This is a genomic window from Neisseria dumasiana, assembly GCF_022870885.1.
GTDB lineage: Bacteria > Pseudomonadota > Gammaproteobacteria > Burkholderiales > Neisseriaceae > Neisseria > Neisseria dumasiana.
The window spans coordinates 230,097-249,357 of sequence record NZ_CP091509.1 but is presented as its reverse complement, the minus strand read 5'-3'; the positions used below and the strand labels follow the sequence as shown (position 1 = coordinate 249,357).

Genomic DNA, 19,261 nt, shown 5'->3' with positions numbered 1-19,261 from the left:
AAATATTCGAAATTTGCTGCCATTCAAGCAAAACAAGGCTGGCAGATATCTGCCAGCCTTCTTTTAAAGAGAGAATTATTTGATTTCGACTTTAGCGCCGGCTTCTTCCAATTGTTTTTGGATATCTTCGGCTTCAGCTTTAGAAACACCTTCTTTAACAGTTTTAGGCGCACCATCAACCATATCTTTAGCTTCTTTCAAGCCCAAACCAGTAATAGCGCGAACAACTTTAATCACGCCTACTTTTTGATCACCGGCAGAAGCCAAGATCACATCAAATTCAGTTTTCTCTTCAGCAGCTGCGGCACCACCTGCAGCAGGACCTGCAACTGCAACAGCAGCAGCAGAAACGCCGAATTTTTCTTCAAATGCTTTAACCAAGTCATTCAATTCCATAACGGTTAAAGAACCAACTGCTTCTAAGATATCTTCTTTAGTAATAGCCATGCTATTTAAACTCCAAATATTGTATTAAAAAATTAATAGAAACAAAATTATTACGCAGCTTCTTCAGTTGCATTTTTTTCAGCCAATGCTGCCAATGCTCGGGCAAAGCCAGAAACAGGCGCTTGCATGATAAAGAGCAATTTAGACAGCAATTCTTCACGGCTCGGAATAGAAGCAAGCTCGCCTACTTGAGCCACATCTAAAACATTACCATTGTAAGAACCTGCTTTAACAACAATTTTGTCATCTTTTTTCGCGAATTGATGCAGTACTTTTGCAGCAGCAACAGGATCTTCAGATGCAGCATATACCAACGGACCAACCATTTGATCGGCCAGTGCAGCAAATGAAGTTCCTTCTACAGCCCGACGAGCTAATGTGTTTTTCAGAACACGCAGATAAACGCCTTCTTTACGAGCATTGGCACGAAGTTCAGTCATACTGGCAACACTGATTCCGCGATATTCAGCAACTACCATAGTCTGAGCATTAGCAATAGCATTACTAATTTCTTCTACTGTTGCTTTCTTGGTTTCAATATTGAGACTCAAGGTCTACCTCCCACTGTTAAACAAAGAAATACATATGTATTTCACCAGTTCGGCAACCTAAAAAGATATTAATCAATAGACAAGTTGGTTATGATTATTCGATTCAGGACTACCGTCTGCGTAGGGCAGTTACGATTAAATCTTGCGATCCCTACGGTCTTGGACATCTACTTAAAATTAAGTAGCCCAAATTCAGATGGCCATACTTATCTATTCTATGAAAATAAAGTACGTATGGTCATCCAAAAATTTTGCTTAAATATTAATTCACGCTTGAAGTATCAACACGCACGCCTAAACCCATAGTGCTTGATACAGCTACTTTTTTAAGGTATTGACCCTTAGCTGCAGCAGGTTTAGCTTTAACAATTGCATCCAACAGCGCATTGAAGTTTTCACGTAAATCAGCCTCTGCAAATGAAGCTCTACCAATAGTGGCATGCACAATACCAGCTTTATCTGTACGGTATTGAACTTGGCCTGCCTTGGCATTCTTAACAGCTTCAGCAACATTTGGAGTAACTGTACCTACTTTTGGGTTAGGCATTAAACCGCGGGGACCCAAAATAGTACCCAACTGGCCAACGATTCGCATTGCATCAGGAGAAGCGATGACAACATCAAAATTCAAGTTGCCTTTTTTCACTTCATCTGCCAAATCTTCAAAGCCAACAACATCTGCACCTGCAGCTTTAGCGGCTTCAGCATTCGCACCTTGCGTAAATACAGCAACGCGGGTTGTTTTACCTGTACCTTTAGGCAATACAACTGAACCGCGAATCACCTGATCCGATTTACGGGGATCTACACCAAGGTTAAATGAAACATCTACTGACTCATCAAATTTAGCAGTAGCTGCTTTCTTTACTAACGCAATAGCATCATCAATAGAGTACAGCTTGTTCGCTTCTACAGAAGAACGCAGCTCTTTTAAACGCTTAGAAATTTTAGCCATTTTACGCACCCTCCACATCCAAGCCCATAGAACGGGCAGAACCAGCAATAGTGCGCACAGCCGCATCTAAATTAGCTGCAGTCAAATCAGGTTCTTTTGTTTTTGCGATCTCTTCCAATTGAGCTCGAGTAATTTTACCCACTTTATTGGTTAACGGATTCGAACTACCCTTCTGCAAACCAGCAGCTTTTTTCAAAAGGATAGAAGCAGGAGGAGTTTTCATCACAAAAGTGAATGATTTATCAGCAAACGCTGTAATCACAACAGGAATCGGCAGACCAGGCTCCATAGATTGCGTCGCAGCATTAAATGCTTTACAAAACTCCATAATATTCAAACCACGCTGACCCAACGCAGGACCAACAGGAGGAGAAGGGTTGGCTTTACCTGCAGGAATCTGCAGCTTAATGTAGCCTACAATTTTTTTTGCCACTTATAATTACTCCTAACAAAACGGGTATAACGCGAAAATAAATAATCGCTCCCCAAAAAAGAGAGCGATTATTATAATTTAACCGATACAAAACTTCAACTAAATCTTTATATCTAAGTTACTTAAGTTGGAATTAAATCAATTTATAAGATCTTCTCTACTTGGTTAAATTCAAGCTCAACCGGAGTTTCACGACCAAAAATCTGTACAGTTACTCTTAACTTATTTCTCTCATAATTAACTTCTTCAACAACTCCATTGAAGTCTGCAAATGGGCCTTCATTCACTCGCACCTGTTGACCAACTTCAAATTCAACTTTCGGCTTAGGTTTTTCCACCCCGGACTGAACTTGTTGCAAAATAGCATCAACTTCTTTTTGTGAAATAGGCATAGGTTTATTAGCGGTACCACCAATAAAACCTGAGACTCTCGGCGTGCTTTTTACCAAATGCCAAGAATCATCGGTCATTTCCATTTCAATCAACACATATCCAGGAAAAAATTTACGTTCACTGATTGTTTTACGCCCGTTTTTAATATCAACAACCTCTTCAACAGGCACCAGGATTTTTCCAAAATGACCATCCATCCCCTCTCGAGAAATCCGTTCTTTCAAGGTTTTTTGCACATTTTTTTCAAAGCCGGAATAAGCCTGCACCACATACCAACGTTTTGACATTTTTATCCCCTCTTCAATAATAAATCAAAAAACAACCATGAAATCAAACTATCTACCGCATAAATAAATAGAGACAACACAGCCACAAAGATAATAACAAAAATAGTCATTTTGGTAGCATCTTTTCTTGGCGGCCAAACAACTTTCTTAAACTCTGTTACAGACTCACGAATATAAATAACAAGTCGCTTACCAAAATCACACCAATAAAACACTATCAATAATGCCAAGACTACACCGGCAAATGGAAATAACAATCTTATATAAACAGAGAGTTGTGGCATATTATAAAAAAGCCACATTCCACAAACAACCAACGATATTGCAATGAGCAGCTTGAACCAATCTGCACTTTTTAAAGCAGGGTTATTTTTACGCTCAGGTAAACTATCTTCTGCTTGACCAGTGCGTTTTTTTGTATCTTCCGCCATCATTTATCCAATATTAAACATAAGCATGAACTGTTCTTGAAAGCTTTTTGACTTATAAACTCCGTATTCAATTTCCAAATATACGGCCGGAATATGGGAGCTGTAGCTGTAAATGATAAAAAATTAACCGGCACTTGGGCCGGTTAATTTTTATTTGGCAGGCCAGGAGGGTCTCGAACCCCCAACCCTCGGTTTTGGAGACCGATACTCTACCAATTGAGCTACTGGCCTCTAAAACTATTAAGCAATGATAGAAGACACTACGCCTGCACCAACTGTACGGCCGCCTTCACGAATCGCAAAACGCAAACCTTCTTCCATCGCAATCGGAGCAATCAGCTCTACAGTAATGGTCACATTCTCACCGGGCATTACCATTTCAACACCTTCCTCCAAAGTTACCGCTCCGGTAACGTCGGTAGTACGGAAGTAGAACTGAGGACGGTAGTTGGCGAAGAACGGAGTATGGCGACCACCCTCTTCTTTGCTCAATACGTATACTTCAGCTTTGAATTTGGTGTGCGGAGTGATAGAACCCGGTTTAGCCAATACTTGACCACGCTCAACTTCTTCACGCTTGGTACCGCGCAGCAGTACGCCAACGTTGTCACCTGCCTGACCTTGATCCAACAACTTGCGGAACATCTCAACACCGGTACAGGTGGTTTTTTGAGTCTCTTTCAAGCCTACGATTTCAATCTCGTCACCTACATTGATGATACCGCGCTCTACACGACCGGTTACTACTGTACCGCGGCCTGAAATAGAGAATACGTCTTCAATCGGCAACAAGAAAGGTTTGTCAACTGCACGCTCAGGTGTCGGAATGTAGCTGTCCAAAGCAGCGGCCAGTTCAAAGATTTTTTCTTTGTAAGCGGCATCACCTTCCAAGGCACGCAAAGCAGAACCTTGTACGATCGGGCAATCGTCACCCGGGAAGTCGTAGCTGCTCAACAGGTCGCGGATTTCCATCTCAACCAGTTCCAACAACTCGGCATCATCAACCATATCGCATTTGTTCATGAATACGATGATGTAAGGTACGCCTACTTGGCGTGCCAACAAGATGTGCTCACGGGTTTGGGGCATAGGACCGTCAGCAGCGGAACATACCAAGATGGCACCGTCCATTTGAGCGGCACCGGTAATCATGTTTTTAACGTAGTCGGCGTGACCCGGGCAGTCTACGTGTGCGTAGTGGCGGGTTTCGGTTTCGTATTCAACGTGGGAAGTATTAATGGTAATACCGCGGGCTTTTTCTTCCGGGGCATTGTCGATTTGATCGTAGCCTTTAGCCTGACCGCCGAATTTTTCGGCCAAAATGGTGGTCAATGCAGCAGTCAAAGTGGTTTTACCATGGTCAACGTGACCGATGGTGCCAACGTTTACGTGCGGTTTGCTCCGCTCGAATTTCTCTTTAGCCATGGCAATTTCCTATTCCTAAGCTTTAAGTTTGGGTAAATTTAGTGATGGTGCCCATGGGCAGAATTGAACTGCCGACCTCTCCCTTACCAAGGGAGTGCTCTACCCCTGAGCTACATGGGCTGAATTATTTTGGAGCGGGTGAAGGGAATCGAACCCTCACCGTAAGCTTGGAAGGCTTCTGCTCTACCATTGAGCTACACCCGCTTACTTACATATTTTTCTCTGCTCCAATTTTGATTGGATTTTTGGTGGAGGGAGAAGGATTCGAACCTTCGAAGCTTTCGCAACAGATTTACAGTCTGCCCCCTTTGACCGCTCGGGAATCCCTCCTAAAGAGAAACGCAATATTAGACAGTTATTTTTTTTCCGTCAAGAGTGTTTTTTGTTTTTTTTAAATAGCATGGTTAGCGTATTAATTTTAAATCGTTTTATTTTGTCGATTTTTGGCTGATTTTTGAGCGCCGACTATTTTTCTGCAATAATGCGTTCGTATTTTGCCTGCAATTCTTCTTGCGTTTCGGGATTTTCTTCATCAATCAATATACAGTCTACCGGACATACTTGCTGGCACTGCGGTTCGTCATAATGGCCTACGCATTGGGTGCACAGGCTGGGATTGATTTCGTAAATCTCGTCGCCTTGCGAAATGGCATCGTTGGGGCACTCCGGCTCGCAAACGTCACAATTAATGCACTCGTCTGTAATAAAGAGCGACATTTTCTTTTCCTTTATAAATAGTTATTTCAAAACCGAAGGCGGATTATAGCATAAACTTTTTTACAGCCATGCACTTACTGAGATGTAAAAACTGATGCAAGAAGGCCGTCTGAATTGTTTTCAGACGGCCTTAAAGCATTATAAAGGCATACTTTTTACGCTATCGGATATTAGCCAGATTAGAATTTGTAGGTGTATTGCAATCCTAAAATATTGCCGTGGCTTTTATAACGTGCAGACGAAGAAACATTACTGTCGACTGTGGTAATTTCTGCATTCGACTGTTTAGCCTGAGTAACGGCCCGGGCTTTTTGGATGTGCACATAGCTATAAGCGGCATTGATGGTATGCTGTTTGCCCAAATCGTATTTCATACCGACCGAATACCAAATCCGGTTGTTGTCGGGCATAGTTACCAAGCGTTCTTCGTCTTTGCGGACGGGAGATTGGTCGTAAGCCATACCGAAACGCAACTGTAAGGGGTCGCTGACTTTATAAGCCGCTCCGAGAGCCACTTTATAGGTGTTGCGCCAATTCGGCGTGATAACGGTTTCATTTGATTGTTTGCCGCTGGCTGTAACTTTTTTATTTTCAAATTTAAGCTCGGCGCGGTTAAAGCGGGAATGGCGCGTCCAAGTTACATCGCCGAATATATCCCAACGGGGTGAGGCTTGGTACATGCCGTGCACGGAAAGTGATTCGGGGGTGGTTACTTTCAAGCTGGCTTTTTCATGCGGCACGAAGCCGATGCCGCCGTTTTGAATGGTTTTTCCGATGTTGGTGGTGTATGCCGCTTTGGCCAACCCTCCGGAAGGCGTCCAATCTGCCACACCTTTCAGGTTGTGCTTGACATGCGAACGATAATTTACGCCGACACGGGCGCGGTCATTGATATCCCACAGCCACGCAAGATGGTAGCCCACTCCCCAATCTTTACCTTTCACTTCGGCATAGCCGTCTAGGATACCTGCACCTTCTGTATCAACTCTGGGGCGGCTGGAAGCGGCCCAGTCGGCATATTTACGCAATCCGGCGGTGCTGTATTGGGCAACAGCACCTACGGCGACCGAATGCTGATCGTTCACTTTCACGGCTAAAACCGGCTCGACGGCGATGCTGGTCAATTCGGTTTTATTCAAGTTGTAACGCAAAACGGAATTTTTGTCGTATTCGGTTTCAGAACCGAAAGGCACATAAACGCCCAAGCCTGCCGTAAGGTTGTCGTTAATTTTATAAGCACCGTATACATGCGGTGCGATAACGACATCGGGCGTGATTTTTCCGCCGGTGCTGCCTGCGGCTACTTTTGTGCCTTTGTTATAAACGGCTTGACCTTCGCTGTACTTAACGCTGGGTGCAACCACGTTCAACGATGCTGAAATTTCATGGCTGTCGAGTTTCGTCAAACCTGCGGGGTTGTAAAACAAAGTGGAAGCATCGGCGGCTTCGGCTGCCGAAGCGTTTGCGGTGCTTTGTGCAGATACCGACTGTGTACCGAAATGATAACCGGAAGCTTGTGCGCCATAAGCAGCCAGTGCTGCGCAGATTGCCAAAGAAAAGCGGTGAAGTGAGTATTTCATAATCTTAATAGGATATATTGTTGGTAGAAATCGGAAAAAAGGCCGTCTGAAACAGCCGTTCGAGTGGTATTTTTACTGCGGCCGCCAAACAGCGGGCCGCCAACCATCTAGTGTAGAGACTCAATTCTATAACAATCTTTTGCACTTTATGGGATATTTTTTCACTCTCAAATGCAACATTGTTGGAAGTGCCGATTTTTCAACCGCATTTTCAGACGGCCTGCTGCCCAACTTTGGCCATCCACACCAGCGGAAAACCGACTTGCCACAACATCAATAACAGGCATTGGATGGCTGTGCCGCTCTTTCGCTGCCGAAGGGCTAATATTACGGCGGCAATGGCAATCAACGCACCGGCAAACAGCAGCAACACTGCGGCAAAAGCGGCGATACTTTGTGCAGAAGCAGCATAACGCCACAACAATAAGGTGCCGACAAGTGCGGTAAGTGCCGACAGTGTTCGATAAGGGCGGGGTGTGAGTAGGTAGTGGGCAGCCATACCTTATCCTTTCTTCTCTCTATCTCAATTACGCGGAAAGCAATCATTTTACCTAAACTTTAAGCCGGCACTTATGGGCTTATGTGAAACGGCCGCACATAATATAGTTAATCCACTTAAACTTAAAAAAAGCAGCCAATCATAAACATCAGGCCGTCTGAAATGATTGTTTCAGACGGCCTGATATGCTTTTACCGGCAGTTACGGCTGATTTTCGCGCTTGAACAACGCCAACGCTTTTTCACGCTGTTCGGCGTGATTGACCATGGGTTCGGGGTAGCCGTGCGTATCTATGCTTTCGCGCGCCAACCACGGTGCGTGAACGACATCTTTGCCCAAATGTGCCAGCTCCGGCACATAGCGGCGGATAAACTGCCCGTCGGGGTCGAATTTCTGCGATTGCAAGATCGGGTTGAAAATTCGGAAATACGGCTGGGCATCGCAGCCTGTGCCGGCAGACCACTGCCAGCCGCCGTTATTCGCAGCCAAGTCGTAATCGATCAATTGCTCGGCAAACCATGCTTCGCCCCAGCGCCAGTCGATCAATAAATCTTTAACCAAAAAACCGGCAGTAATCATGCGCAGGCGGTTGTGCATCCAGCCGCTGCTTTTGAGCTGGCGCATGGCGGCATCGACAATGGGGTAGCCGGTTTGCCCTGTTTTCCACCGCTCGAACCATTCTTGGTTGTTCTCCCAAACGATGGAACGGTATTCCTGCCGGAAACTTTCTTCTGCCGCATGGGGATGATGGAACAGTACCTGTTTGAAAAATTCGCGCCATATCAGCTCGCTCAGCCAAACGCCTGCACCTTCGTTATCGGCCTGTTTGGCCAAGAAAACCAAATGGCGCGGCGACAGCATGCCGTGGCTCAGATACGGAGACAGCCGGCTCGTGCCTTTTTGTGCGGGAAAATCGCGGGCGAGATGATAAGTGTTGATATGTTCGAGAAAACGGCCGAGCTGTTTTTGAGCGGCCTCTTCTCCGCCGGCAAACATCGTCGGCTGATGGATAAAGCCGAGCGTTTCGGGAGACGGTAAAACGGGGGGGCGGCGCAGGGTGTCGGGTAGATCGGCCTGCAATGCCGCCAATTCGAGCCAGTCGTCTGCCGGCTGCCATTGCCCGAACAGACGGGAATAGGTTTGCAGCCAAGCGTTTTTATAGGGGGTGAAAACGGTGTACGGCCTGCCGTTGTGCGTCATCACACTGGCTTTGGGCAGCACGACTTGGTCGTCCACCCGCACCATTTCCCGCCCTGCCGAATCAAGTGCATGCCAAATGCGGTTGTCGCGAGCGGAAGCCTGCGGTTCGTCTTCATCGGCACAAACGACGGCAGCGGCATGAAGCTCTTGAGCCAGCTTGGGAATCTCGATTTCCGCCTGCCCGTGCAAAACATACAGCGGTATGTTTTTGGCTTGTAAGGCCGTCTGAAACGCAGCCACGCTGTCGTATAGAAAACTCAGGCGGCGGTGGTTGCGCTGCTCGGGGGTATCGGTGCGGTTGTCGAAAACATATACGCCGACAACAGGCAGACCGCGGCGGACGGCGGTTTGCAGGGCGGTATTGTCAAACAGACGCAGGTCGCGGCGGAACCAGATAAGCGTAATGGGTTGCACAGTCATAGGCCGTCTGAAACGCTGTGTAATGAGATGAAGGCATTGTAAAGGTTTTGGGCGGCAACGGCATAGTCAAATTCATCTTTAACACTAGGCAGCAAGCCGCAGTAAAAGTTAAGTTGGTTGGTTATAGTTGTCGCTGTGCCAAAAGGGCTGGCCGACCGTGGGCGTGCTGGCGCGGGTATGCTCCGAAGGCGGCATCGGCACGGCTTCATAGGCGTTGCGGCCTGCTTCGGTGGCCTGTGCGAATGCTTTGGCCATCTGAACGGGATTGCCGCTGCGCGAAACCGCGCTGTTCAGCAACACGCCGTCGAATCCCCACTCCATCACCTGCGCCGCATGCGAAGGCAAGCCCAAACCGGCGTCGATAATCAGCGGTATGTCGGGCAGCCGGTCGCGCAGCAGGCGCAAGGCATAGCCGTTAACCGCACCCAAGCCCGTGCCGATTGGCGCCGCCCACGGCATCAACGCTTGGCAGCCCGCGTCGAGCAAACGGCGGCAGGCAATCAAATCTTCGGTGCAGTACGGCAGCACTTTAAAACCGTCGCGGATAAGGATGTCTGCCGCTTCCACCAACTGAAATACATCGGGCTGCAAGGTGTCGTCGTGGCCGATCAATTCGAGTTTGATCCAATCGGTATCAAAGAGTTCGCGCGCCATTTGTGCGGTAGTTACGGCTTCCTGCACGCTCAAACAGCCGGCCGTGTTCGGCAGCAGCGGAATACCGGCTTCTTGCAGCAGCGTCCACAATTCGCCGCCGCTGTCGGAAGCGGGATTATGGCGGCGCAGGGCAACGGTAATCATGGCCGGCTCGGCAGCCGCCACGGCCTGACGCATGATATCTAAAGAAGGATAAGCCGCCGTACCCAACAGCAGGCGGGAGGGGAAAGAGTGTCCGTAAAGCGTGAGCATGGGTGTTCCTCAAATACTTAGGGATGGCCGCGCTGTTGTTTTCAGACGGCCTTGAATATAGATAGGCTAACAAGCGGGCAGCGCACAACGCAAAAATGCGCCGCAGATGAGGGCAACGGTCTCGGTGACGGTTCAGCCGCCCACCACGGGGCGCACGATGTCCAATTCATCGCCGTTGCACAGCTCGGTTTCGCCGTAACGCTGTTTCGGCACGAAAGTTTTGTTGACGGAAACGGCAAAAGGCGGCTGCGGCGGGTGCTGCGCGAGCCAATCGGCCACGGTGCGGCCTTCGAAACTGTGGTTTGTTCCGTTGATTTTAATGTTCGGCATGGGTAAAGACTTTCTGATCAGATGCTTTGTTTTGATGTTCCGAAGCGGCTGTTTGAGTGTGGACAAGCGGCACACGGCTGTTTTGCGGCAAATCTGAGCCGCCCAGCAAAGCCTTAACGTATTCAACCACCGATTCGGCTACGGCGGGGGAAATCATAAAACCGTGCCGGAACAAACCGTTCGCTTCCAGCAGGCGTTTGTCTGCATCGCAGCGGATTTCCGGCCTGCCGTGCGGAAGGGTCGGGCGCAAACCGACGGCGTTTTCGAGTATCCGCGCTTCGCCGAAAGCAGGATGAACCGCATACAGCGCGGAAAACAATTCCAAGCTGCTGCGAACCGACATCGGGCTGGCGTCTTCGCTGTCGATTTGGGTGGCGCCGACCACAAACAGGCCGTTTTCTTTCGGGCACACATACAGCGGATAACGCGGATGCAGCAGGCGCACAGGGCGGTTGAGGCTGACTTCGGGCGCATAAACCCGCACCACTTCGCCGCGCACGCCGCGCAAACGGCTGCCGTCTGCTCCGTTCCAAGCCTGCTTGGCACCGACGCCGCGGCAATCGATGACCCATTCCGCTTCATCATGCAGGGTGTGCGGTTCGGCGGGCGTGTTCCAACGGCACACCGCTCCGGCCTGTACCAACGCTTCAGCCAATGCCGCCAACACTTGGCGGTTATCAAGCTGCCCTTCGCCATCGAGAAACAAAGCCTGCCGGAAGCGCCCAGCCAACTGCGGTTCGGCGCGGGCAATATCCTCCGGCTGCCACCGCTGCGCAGGTTGTGTGCCGCCGTGTGCAAGTTGAAGGTGCTGCAAAAAACGCGTACTCAAGGCGGCATCTTGCGGATGCCACACAATCAAACTGCCGTTTTGCTGGAAAAACACTTTGCTCGACCATCTGCCGACATAATCGCGCCACAACGCTAAACTTTGCCGCCCCAAAGCCGTTACCGAAGGCTCGGCTTCTATTGATTCGGCCGCAGGTGCAAGCATGGCCGCCGCCACATACGCCGCACTGCCCTCCCCTTGCGGCGAGGCGGCATCATAAAGCACGGTGCGCACGCCCGATTCGGCCAACCGCCACGCAGTCAGCCGCCCCAGCAACCCGCCGCCCAGCACCGCCGCTTGGTAGGTTTTCATCATGGATTCCTTTCCGCCCGCCCACTCACGGCAGGCGGTTTTTATTATTTATTTCATTCACTTACATCGGCATGGTTTTTTCAGACGGCCTCTTAAGCCGAAATGATAAGATCTGTGAAACCATACATAAAAGGCCGTCTGAAACAACATCTGCGTTTTCAGACGGCCTCAAAGCGCATCAACTGTAAATCTCAGCACCTTTCTTCATAAACTCAACCGCTTTTTCTTCCATGCCTTTTTGCGCGGCGGCGTAGTCGCGCACTTCCTGCGTGATTTTCATCGAGCAGAATTTGGGGCCGCACATCGAGCAGAAGTGGGCGATTTTCGCGCCTTCCGCCGGCAGGGTTTGGTCGTGGTAGCTTTCGGCGCGTTCGGGGTCTAGGCCGAGGCGGAATTGGTCGCGCCAGCGGAATTCAAAGCGGGCTTTCGATAAGGCGTTATCGCGCAACTGTGCGCCCGGCCAGCCTTTGGCCAAGTCGGCGGCGTGGGCAGCCAGTTTGTAGGTAATGATGCCGGTGCGCACGTCTTCTTTGTCGGGCAGGCCCAAATGTTCTTTCGGGGTGACATAACACAACATGGCCGTGCCGTACCAGCCGATATTGGCCGCGCCGATGCCGGAAGTGATGTGGTCGTAGCCGGGGGCGATATCGGTAACCAACGGGCCGAGGGTGTAGAACGGCGCTTCAAAGCAGTGTTGCAGCTCTTCGGTCATGTTTTGTTTCACACGTTGCAGCGGCACATGGCCGGGGCCTTCAATCATCACTTGCACGTCGTGCTTCCACGCTTTGGCGGTCAGCTCGCCCAGCGTGTGCAATTCGCCGAACTGCGCGGCATCGTTGGAATCGGCCACGCAGCCGGGGCGCAGACCGTCGCCGAGACTGAACGATACGTCGTAAGCCTTCATGATTTCGCAGATTTCGTCGAAATGGGTGTAAAGGAAGTTTTCCTGATGATGCGCCAAACACCATTTCGCCATAATCGAACCGCCGCGCGACACGATGCCGGTGATGCGGTCGGCAGTCAGCGGCACATAACGCAGCAGCACACCCGCATGGATGGTGAAATAATCCACGCCTTGCTCGGCCTGCTCGATTAAGGTGTCGCGGAACAATGCCCACGTTAAATCTTCGGCAATGCCGCCGGTTTTTTCCAAAGCCTGATAAATCGGCACGGTGCCGATGGGCACGGGCGCGTTGCGGATAATCCATTCGCGCGTTTCATGAATGTGCGCGCCGGTGGACAAATCCATAATCGTGTCGGCACCCCAGCGCAGCGACCACACCATTTTTTCCACTTCTTCGGTGAGCGAAGAAGTAACGGCGGAGTTGCCCAAGTTGCCGTTGATTTTGACACGGAAATTGCGGCCGATAATCATCGGTTCCAACTCGGGGTGGTTGATGTTGGCGGGGATAATCGCGCGGCCGGCGGCAATTTCGCTGCGCACAAACTCGGGCGTGATTTGGTCGGGATGGGTGGGCAGGTTCGCGCCGAACGATTCGCCGGCATGCTGCTTGATGATTTTGGCGTAACGCGGGTCGCGCCAGATTTCTTCCATTTTCATGCGCTCGCGCAGAGCGACAAACTCCATCTCCGGCGTGATGATACCTTGCCGCGCATAGTGCATTTGGGTCACATTTTTGCCTGCTTTGGCACGGCGCGGTTGAGTGATTTGGTTGAAACGCAGATGGGCGGTTTTCGGATCGTGGGCACGTTCAAGGCCGTATTCGCTCGACAAACCGGCCAAGCGTTCGGTATCGCCGCGCTCTTCTATCCACGCGCTGCGGATATGCGGCAGCCCTTGTTTGAGGTCGATATGGGCGGAAGGGTCGCCATACACGCCGCTGGTGTCGTACACCGGAATCGGCGGGTTCGGTTCGCGGCCTTTGTCGGTAACGGTGTCGTCTTGGGCGATTTCGCGCAGCGGCACGCGGATGTCGCTGCGGCTGCCTTGCAGATAAACTTTGGTGGAATTAGGGTATTTGAAGCGGATGCCGATGTCTTGGCTCAACTCGTCAAGCTGGGCGGCCTCTCGGCCTGTGGTTTTCAATACCATAAAAAAACGCTCCTGTTTTCTCGTTCGCAAAAAGAGAAACAGGAGCGCGGTATCTGCTTTTCAGACGGCCTGCCGATAAAGTTTGAGGCCGTCTGAAAAAAATCGGTTACGCTGAAAACTCCCCACGCAAGTATTATCTTGTTCGGGTATAAAGGGTAACTCTCAGCCGCGCCCTGAATATCAAAGCACAGCACCCCTGTTTCGATGTGCGGATTAAAACATGAATATCCGAATCCGTAAATAACCGGAGCATGCGAAAAATAAAAACAGGCAGAATACTGTCGGTATCGTTCTGCCTGTTTCTTTCTTAAATCCAATCATTCAGATACTCAACCGCCATAAGCGGCTGCCGGTATCTTTTGGCTTACATATTGCTTTCGGCCTACAAGCGGGCGCACTGGTCTTCTTTGTTTCCCTTCACTTTGTTGGCACCGCCGGCAACATTGCCCATATTGTTTTTACATTGCAGGTTGCCTTCTACCATATTCGCCTGCACAGACACACCTGCTTTGTTGTCAAACAATTGGATGTCGCCGCCCACACGCGTATCGCTTACCGATACCGCGCCCGCAGCTTCTTTCAATTGAATGCTGCCGTTTACACGGCTTTTCGCAACAGCGACTTCGGCAGCTTTGTCGGCCTGAATATTGCCGTCGATATGAATGCCCGAAGCAGAAAACTTACCGCCTTCTTCGATTTTGACATCACCGCCGACTTTAGTGCCCTCGAGTTTGCACGCCTGCCCTTTTTTCACGATCACATTGTCACTTACCGAAACTTTGCCCAAGTTGCCGCTACATTCACGGTCTGCCGCATGGGCTACGGAGCTGAAAGCCAAAGCTGCCAAAGGGAAAGCAATCAATTTGAATACGTTTTTCATATACTGTCTCCTGTGTATATTTAAGAGCTTCCTGCACACTTTTATATATGCGCAGGTAAGCTGTCAGATGGCAGCATTTGCGTTTTGTTCCTTTATATTTCCTTGATTATCATTACCTTCCAAAATATTACCAACCCTTGCCACTTCCTTACCCGACTTTCCCGCGAATAACACGGTTCCGGCCAATATAATCAATTAACCTCATTTTTAACACGAGGCAGCAAGCATCTTAACGTTATAATGCCCGGCGAACATATCCCATACAACCAACAATGAACGCCGCCGAACTGCAATCATTCCTCCACCGCAACATCCCCGCATCCGCCGCTTTGTCACTCAACGTAAGCGAAAGCTCGCCGCAACGGGTGGTGTTGTCTGCGCCCATCTCCCTTAACCGCAACCACCATCAAACCGTATTCGGCGGCAGTATCTCGATGCTGGCCACGCTGTGCGGTTGGTCGCTGGTGCACCTGAACTATCCCGAATACCGCGGCAAAATCGTGATTCAAGAAAGCCATGTCCGTTACACCCAACCCGCCCGCGGAGATTTAAACGCAGTATGCGAAAAAACCGGAGCGGAAGCGTGGGAACATTGCAGCCGGATGCTGGCCGAGCGGGGCAAAGGCAAAATTACCGTAAGCTGCATTCTGTTTAGCGAAAACACCGAAGTCGCACGTTTTGAAGGCAGATATGTCGTATTGGCCTGACCATGAGGCCGTCTGAACACCAGCCATAACCCTTCCAACACAAACAGCATGCGGCTTCCGCGCACAATCTTCTGCTTACGAAGCAGAACCACTCTCTTCGCTTTCGGCTTCGTATGCCAGCAAAACAAACTTACTCATGCCCGCTTTACCTTCGCGGTAAATCGTCAGCCATGCCGGTATTTCGGGCAAGCTGCCGGCCTCTATGTAAACCATCGCCCCCTCATTCAGACGGCCTGCCAGCAAATCAAACAATTCCGGCCATTTTTGCCAGTTAAACGGCGGATCCAAAAACACCGTATCAAAACGCTCATGACCGTGTTTCAAATAAGAAAGGCCGTCTGAAAGCACGGTTTCCATTCGGCTGATTCCCAACTCGCGCATATTGTTTTGAATATTCAGCAACGTGTTGCGGTTGTTTTCCACCACAACCACCTTGCCCGCATGGCGTGATGCGGCCTCCATACCCAACGCCCCGCTGCCGCCAAACAAATCCAACACGGCTTGTCCGGTCATGTCCTGTCCCAGCCAGTTAAACAAACGCTCGCGCACACTGTCGGGCGTGGGGCGCAAGCCGTCGGCATCAGCAAAATGCAGTTTCCGCCCGCGGTGAACGCCGCCGATAATACGGATTTGATTATGGTGTTTGTTATGCTTCATAAATTCCGAATAAAAAATAAATCAATACACACAAGTTCAACATCCAAAAACCATTTTCAGATGCCGTCTGAACATTTCTTTCAACTTTAAGCTGCGGATCAAAATTTTTCAAAAGCCAGACCCGTTTCTAACGCTGCCCGCAGCATGTCAGCAAATCATTCGAATCCGAAATCACTTTCACTTCATCTAATATTATATTTATATTAAATAAATCAAATACAACTCAAAAGATGCACGGTTTACCACACGCCCACACCCGCATCAGCCCCGCAGCCATATTTTCATTGCAGTTTCGCAACAGATTATTTACATTATCCCATTCCGCCATTGTTGATAAATCAGCAGAATTTTTAAGGGGCATAACTGTTTTTTGCACACACCCGATTCAGGGTTGGATATGCTCTAAAGCACCATAATACGGGCATTACCACCGTATTGCATTTAAGTACCCGCCGCGAACCGTCTGCATTTTCGCGCATTGTTTCACAAATAAAACTGTAAACAATGGTACAATAATTAAAAGTTTTATTTATTTTTGTGAACTTTTGTCTTGGCGTTTGTTTGAATTCGATTTAGATTTTAATATAATCACAATATCTTGATTAATCATTTTAATTTCTTGTCATTTTAAAAACCATGCCAAAACCATAGCAAAGCTAAAATGAATGTTGATATATGCTATCGATGGGGATACGATACATATACATTACAGATTTTTCTCATCTCCCTAACAGTTTGATAATATTGCCACTCGTGGTAATTTCTTGGTCGTTCATTTTTGAACATTTACATGATAAAACCAATAAGACTGACAGAATATGCTGAGTGCGATTATTGTTGAAGATGAAGTGTTGGCTGCAGAGCGTTTACGGGTATTGCTGGAAGAGTGCAATGTAGTGTTGCTGAAAATTTTCCATCACGCACAACCCGCTTTGGATTGGCTGAGCATCCACGAGGCGGATATTGTATTTGCCGACATCGGCCTGCCTGAAATTACCGGCCTCGAACTGGTCGAGCGCATCAAACGCGTAGCGAAAAAACAACCCGAAGTGATTTTTACCACTGCCTACGAAGAACACGCGTTAAGGGCTTTCGAGCTGGCGGCGGCAGATTATCTGCTCAAACCCATCAAAGTGTCGCGCCTTCAGGCCGCTTTGGAGCGTTTGAATGAAAAACATCGCGAAAAAGCAGATGATTTTACCCATTTCAAAGTGTTCAACCGCAACAGAATGGTCGAAATTCCGTGGCAGCAAGTGCGCTATCTGATGGCCGAGCATAAAACCGTATTTCTGTTTACGGGCGACGGCCAAAGCTACGAGTTGCCCAAAACACTGGTTTATTGGGAAGAATTGCTGGGCGATAAAATCATCCGTATCCACCGCAATGCTTTGGTTTTCCGCCACACCCTAGATTGCCTGATCCGTTTGGATAACGGCGAGGAAGACGACACCAACGCCACTTGGGGTGCGCGGGTTTTGGATATTGAAAAACCTTTGGCTGTGAGCCGCCGCCAGCTTGCCGCCATCCGTAAAATTTTGCGTGAAGGTTAAACTTTTCCGTGTATTGATATAGTCAATCAACTTAACTTTAATAGAAGGCGGCAAGCCGCAAACAGTACAGTTAGTACGGCAAGGCGCAGCAACGCCGTAGTAAAACTAAGTTGATTGACTATAAAGGCTTACATACCGGGCTTTCATCTGGGCAGGCCGTCTGAAAAAATGGGACTGCACTTCTTAAGTCGGACATCTAATCCAACCCGACTTAAGAAGTGCAGTCCCATTTTTTCAGACGGCCTGCCCCATCATAACGGAAACACTTACATGCCCGGGAACATACCTTTCATCCCCTTCATACCTTTAGCCATACGCATCAGCTTGGCCATACCTTTGCCGCTGAACATCTTCATCATCTGTTGCGATTGCTCAAACTGCTTGAGCATTTTGTTCACTTCCTGAACAGATGTGCCGGAACCTTCGGCAATACGGCGTTTGCGGCTGGCTTTAATCAACGCAGGATTGGCACGTTCTTTCGGCGTCATCGAATTAATGATGGCTTCCACATGCCCCATCGCTTTTTCCGCCGTGCCTTCGGGAATTTGTTTGGAAAGCTGGCCGAGTTCGCCCGGCATTTTAGACATCAGGCTTTCCAAACCGCCCATGTTGCGCATTTGTTGGATTTGCTCTTTAAAGTCGTTGAGGTCGAAGCCCTTGCCTTTGTGGAGCTTTTTCGCCATTTTTGCGGCGGCTTCTTCGTCGATACCTTTTTGAACGTCTTCAATCAGGCTCAATACGTCGCCCATGCCCAAGATGCGGCTGGCGATACGGTCGGGATAGAAAGGCTCGAGACCGTTGATTTTTTCGCCGACACCGATAAATTTAATCGGTTTGCCGGTAACTTGACGCACCGATAAAGCCGCACCGCCGCGCGAATCGCCGTCCATTTTGGTCAGAATCACACCGGTGAGCGGCAAGGCTTCGTTGAAGGCTTGTGCGGTATTCACGGCATCTTGACCGAGCATGGCATCAATCACGAAGAGGGTTTCAACGGGATTAACCGCAGCATGAAGCGCTTTAATCTCGTTCATCATCTCTTCGTCAATCGCCAAGCGGCCGGCAGTATCGACCATCAGCACATCGTAGAAATGGCGTTTGGCATGGCTGACAGCGGCTTTGGCAATATCTACGGGCTGTTGTCCGGCATCGGAGGGGAAGAAATCCACGCCTACTTGCTCGGCCAGTAATTTCAGCTGTTCGATTGCCGCAGGGCGGTAAACGTCGGCAGAAACCACCAAGATTTTCTTTTTATGGTCGTTTTTAAGCAGGCGCGCCAACTTGCCCACGGTGGTGGTTTTACCCGCACCCTGCAAACCGGCCATCAGCACTACTGCGGGGGGCGCAGCGGCAAGATTTAAGGTGCTGTTTTCTTTGCCCATCAGTTCGATCAGAGCTTCGTTAACGACACCGATAAAGGCTTGGTCGGGCGTCAGGCTGCCGGTAATTTCCTGCCCGAGTGCTTTTTCTTTCACGCTGTTGATGAATTCTTTAACCACAGGCAGCGCCACATCGGCTTCCAACAAAGCCAAACGCACTTCGCGCAAGGCTTCTTTGATATTGTCTTCAGTCAGTTTGGCCTGGCCGCGGATGTTTTTCAACACGTTACTAAAGCGGCTGGTTAGGTTGTCTAACATACTTGTCCTTGAACATTCATTGATAATGAGAATAGCTGCCCGAATCGGGCGTTATTTGATAAAAT

20 protein-coding genes, 4 tRNA genes and 1 riboswitch are annotated in these 19,261 nt (G+C 49.2%); of the genes, 2 read left to right on the top strand and 22 right to left on the bottom strand.

The window, feature by feature from the left end; genetic code table 11:
* Window positions 1-75 precede the first annotated feature (75 nt).
* From rplL to LVJ88_RS01045, 20 genes are all read right to left on the bottom strand, one after another.
* Window positions 76-447 carry a 50S ribosomal protein L7/L12 gene (gene rplL, locus LVJ88_RS01140; RefSeq protein WP_054599430.1) on the bottom strand — a complete coding sequence of 124 codons (372 nt, stop codon included), beginning with the start codon at window positions 445-447 and terminating at the stop codon, window positions 76-78.
* A gap of 50 nt (window positions 448-497) precedes the next feature.
* On the bottom strand, window positions 498-998 hold the full coding sequence (gene rplJ, locus LVJ88_RS01135; protein ID WP_054599429.1) for a 50S ribosomal protein L10: 501 nt from the start codon (window positions 996-998) through the stop codon (window positions 498-500).
* A gap of 262 nt (window positions 999-1,260) precedes the next feature.
* Window positions 1,261-1,953 (bottom strand): 50S ribosomal protein L1, encoded by a 693-nt coding sequence (gene rplA, locus LVJ88_RS01130; protein ID WP_054599428.1) that lies wholly within the window; start codon window positions 1,951-1,953, stop codon window positions 1,261-1,263.
* Window position 1,954: 1 nt separating this feature from the next.
* Entirely contained in the window at window positions 1,955-2,386 is a 432-nt protein-coding gene (rplK, locus tag LVJ88_RS01125) for a 50S ribosomal protein L11 (protein WP_085418033.1), read from the bottom strand.
* Between the two features lie 143 nt (window positions 2,387-2,529).
* Window positions 2,530-3,066, bottom strand: coding sequence for a transcription termination/antitermination protein NusG (nusG, locus tag LVJ88_RS01120; protein WP_085356962.1), 537 nt, complete (start codon window positions 3,064-3,066; stop codon window positions 2,530-2,532).
* 2 nt (window positions 3,067-3,068) lie between these two features.
* Complete coding sequence (secE, locus tag LVJ88_RS01115) at window positions 3,069-3,500, bottom strand: preprotein translocase subunit SecE (protein ID WP_231718110.1); 432 nt, start codon at window positions 3,498-3,500, stop codon at window positions 3,069-3,071.
* Window positions 3,501-3,652: 152 nt separating this feature from the next.
* Window positions 3,653-3,728 (bottom strand) — tRNA-Trp (locus LVJ88_RS01110).
* A 9-nt stretch (window positions 3,729-3,737) separates the two neighbouring features.
* The gene (tuf, locus tag LVJ88_RS01105) at window positions 3,738-4,922 is read right to left on the bottom strand and encodes an elongation factor Tu (protein WP_085360440.1); all 1,185 of its coding nucleotides are present in this window, start codon (window positions 4,920-4,922) and stop codon (window positions 3,738-3,740) included.
* Between the two features lie 45 nt (window positions 4,923-4,967).
* Window positions 4,968-5,042, bottom strand: a tRNA-Thr gene (locus tag LVJ88_RS01100).
* A 10-nt stretch (window positions 5,043-5,052) separates the two neighbouring features.
* Window positions 5,053-5,126, bottom strand: a tRNA-Gly gene (locus LVJ88_RS01095).
* Between the two features lie 42 nt (window positions 5,127-5,168).
* Window positions 5,169-5,252 (bottom strand) — tRNA-Tyr (locus LVJ88_RS01090).
* A 135-nt stretch (window positions 5,253-5,387) separates the two neighbouring features.
* Window positions 5,388-5,639, bottom strand: a complete 252-nt coding sequence (locus tag LVJ88_RS01085; protein WP_054600408.1) for a YfhL family 4Fe-4S dicluster ferredoxin — start codon at window positions 5,637-5,639, stop codon at window positions 5,388-5,390.
* A gap of 179 nt (window positions 5,640-5,818) precedes the next feature.
* The gene (locus tag LVJ88_RS01080; protein WP_416171747.1) at window positions 5,819-7,222 is read right to left on the bottom strand and encodes an OmpP1/FadL family transporter; all 1,404 of its coding nucleotides are present in this window, start codon (window positions 7,220-7,222) and stop codon (window positions 5,819-5,821) included.
* 208 nt (window positions 7,223-7,430) lie between these two features.
* Entirely contained in the window at window positions 7,431-7,718 is a 288-nt protein-coding gene (locus tag LVJ88_RS01075; RefSeq protein ID WP_085356697.1) for a hypothetical protein, read from the bottom strand.
* Window positions 7,719-7,919: 201 nt separating this feature from the next.
* Complete coding sequence (locus tag LVJ88_RS01070) at window positions 7,920-9,338, bottom strand: cryptochrome/photolyase family protein (RefSeq protein ID WP_085418034.1); 1,419 nt, start codon at window positions 9,336-9,338, stop codon at window positions 7,920-7,922.
* Window positions 9,339-9,446: 108 nt separating this feature from the next.
* The gene (locus LVJ88_RS01065; protein ID WP_085356695.1) at window positions 9,447-10,244 is read right to left on the bottom strand and encodes a thiazole synthase; all 798 of its coding nucleotides are present in this window, start codon (window positions 10,242-10,244) and stop codon (window positions 9,447-9,449) included.
* 132 nt (window positions 10,245-10,376) lie between these two features.
* Complete coding sequence (thiS, locus tag LVJ88_RS01060) at window positions 10,377-10,574, bottom strand: sulfur carrier protein ThiS (protein ID WP_085418035.1); 198 nt, start codon at window positions 10,572-10,574, stop codon at window positions 10,377-10,379.
* A complete protein-coding gene (locus LVJ88_RS01055; protein ID WP_233127522.1) occupies window positions 10,561-11,715 on the bottom strand; it encodes an FAD-dependent oxidoreductase in 1,155 nt (384 codons plus the stop codon). The genes thiS and LVJ88_RS01055 overlap by 14 nt, the downstream gene beginning before the upstream one ends.
* A gap of 175 nt (window positions 11,716-11,890) precedes the next feature.
* On the bottom strand, window positions 11,891-13,765 hold the full coding sequence (gene thiC, locus LVJ88_RS01050) for a phosphomethylpyrimidine synthase ThiC (RefSeq protein WP_085418037.1): 1,875 nt from the start codon (window positions 13,763-13,765) through the stop codon (window positions 11,891-11,893).
* A gap of 102 nt (window positions 13,766-13,867) precedes the next feature.
* Window positions 13,868-13,973: riboswitch (TPP riboswitch) on the bottom strand.
* A gap of 174 nt (window positions 13,974-14,147) precedes the next feature.
* Window positions 14,148-14,645, bottom strand: a complete 498-nt coding sequence (locus LVJ88_RS01045) for a hypothetical protein (RefSeq protein WP_085418038.1) — start codon at window positions 14,643-14,645, stop codon at window positions 14,148-14,150.
* A gap of 272 nt (window positions 14,646-14,917) precedes the next feature.
* On the opposite strand from LVJ88_RS01045, the gene LVJ88_RS01040 reads away from it, so the two are divergent.
* Window positions 14,918-15,352, top strand: a complete 435-nt coding sequence (locus tag LVJ88_RS01040) for a YiiD C-terminal domain-containing protein (protein WP_085418039.1) — start codon at window positions 14,918-14,920, stop codon at window positions 15,350-15,352.
* A 75-nt stretch (window positions 15,353-15,427) separates the two neighbouring features.
* On the opposite strand, the gene rsmD is transcribed toward LVJ88_RS01040, so the two are convergent.
* On the bottom strand, window positions 15,428-16,009 hold the full coding sequence (gene rsmD, locus LVJ88_RS01035; RefSeq protein WP_085418040.1) for a 16S rRNA (guanine(966)-N(2))-methyltransferase RsmD: 582 nt from the start codon (window positions 16,007-16,009) through the stop codon (window positions 15,428-15,430).
* An 818-nt stretch (window positions 16,010-16,827) separates the two neighbouring features.
* On the opposite strand from rsmD, the gene LVJ88_RS01030 reads away from it, so the two are divergent.
* The gene (locus tag LVJ88_RS01030) at window positions 16,828-17,559 is read left to right on the top strand and encodes a LytR/AlgR family response regulator transcription factor (protein WP_054600418.1); all 732 of its coding nucleotides are present in this window, start codon (window positions 16,828-16,830) and stop codon (window positions 17,557-17,559) included.
* Between the two features lie 266 nt (window positions 17,560-17,825).
* On the opposite strand, the gene ffh is transcribed toward LVJ88_RS01030, so the two are convergent.
* Entirely contained in the window at window positions 17,826-19,196 is a 1,371-nt protein-coding gene (gene ffh, locus LVJ88_RS01025; protein WP_054600419.1) for a signal recognition particle protein, read from the bottom strand.
* Window positions 19,197-19,261 lie beyond the last annotated feature (65 nt).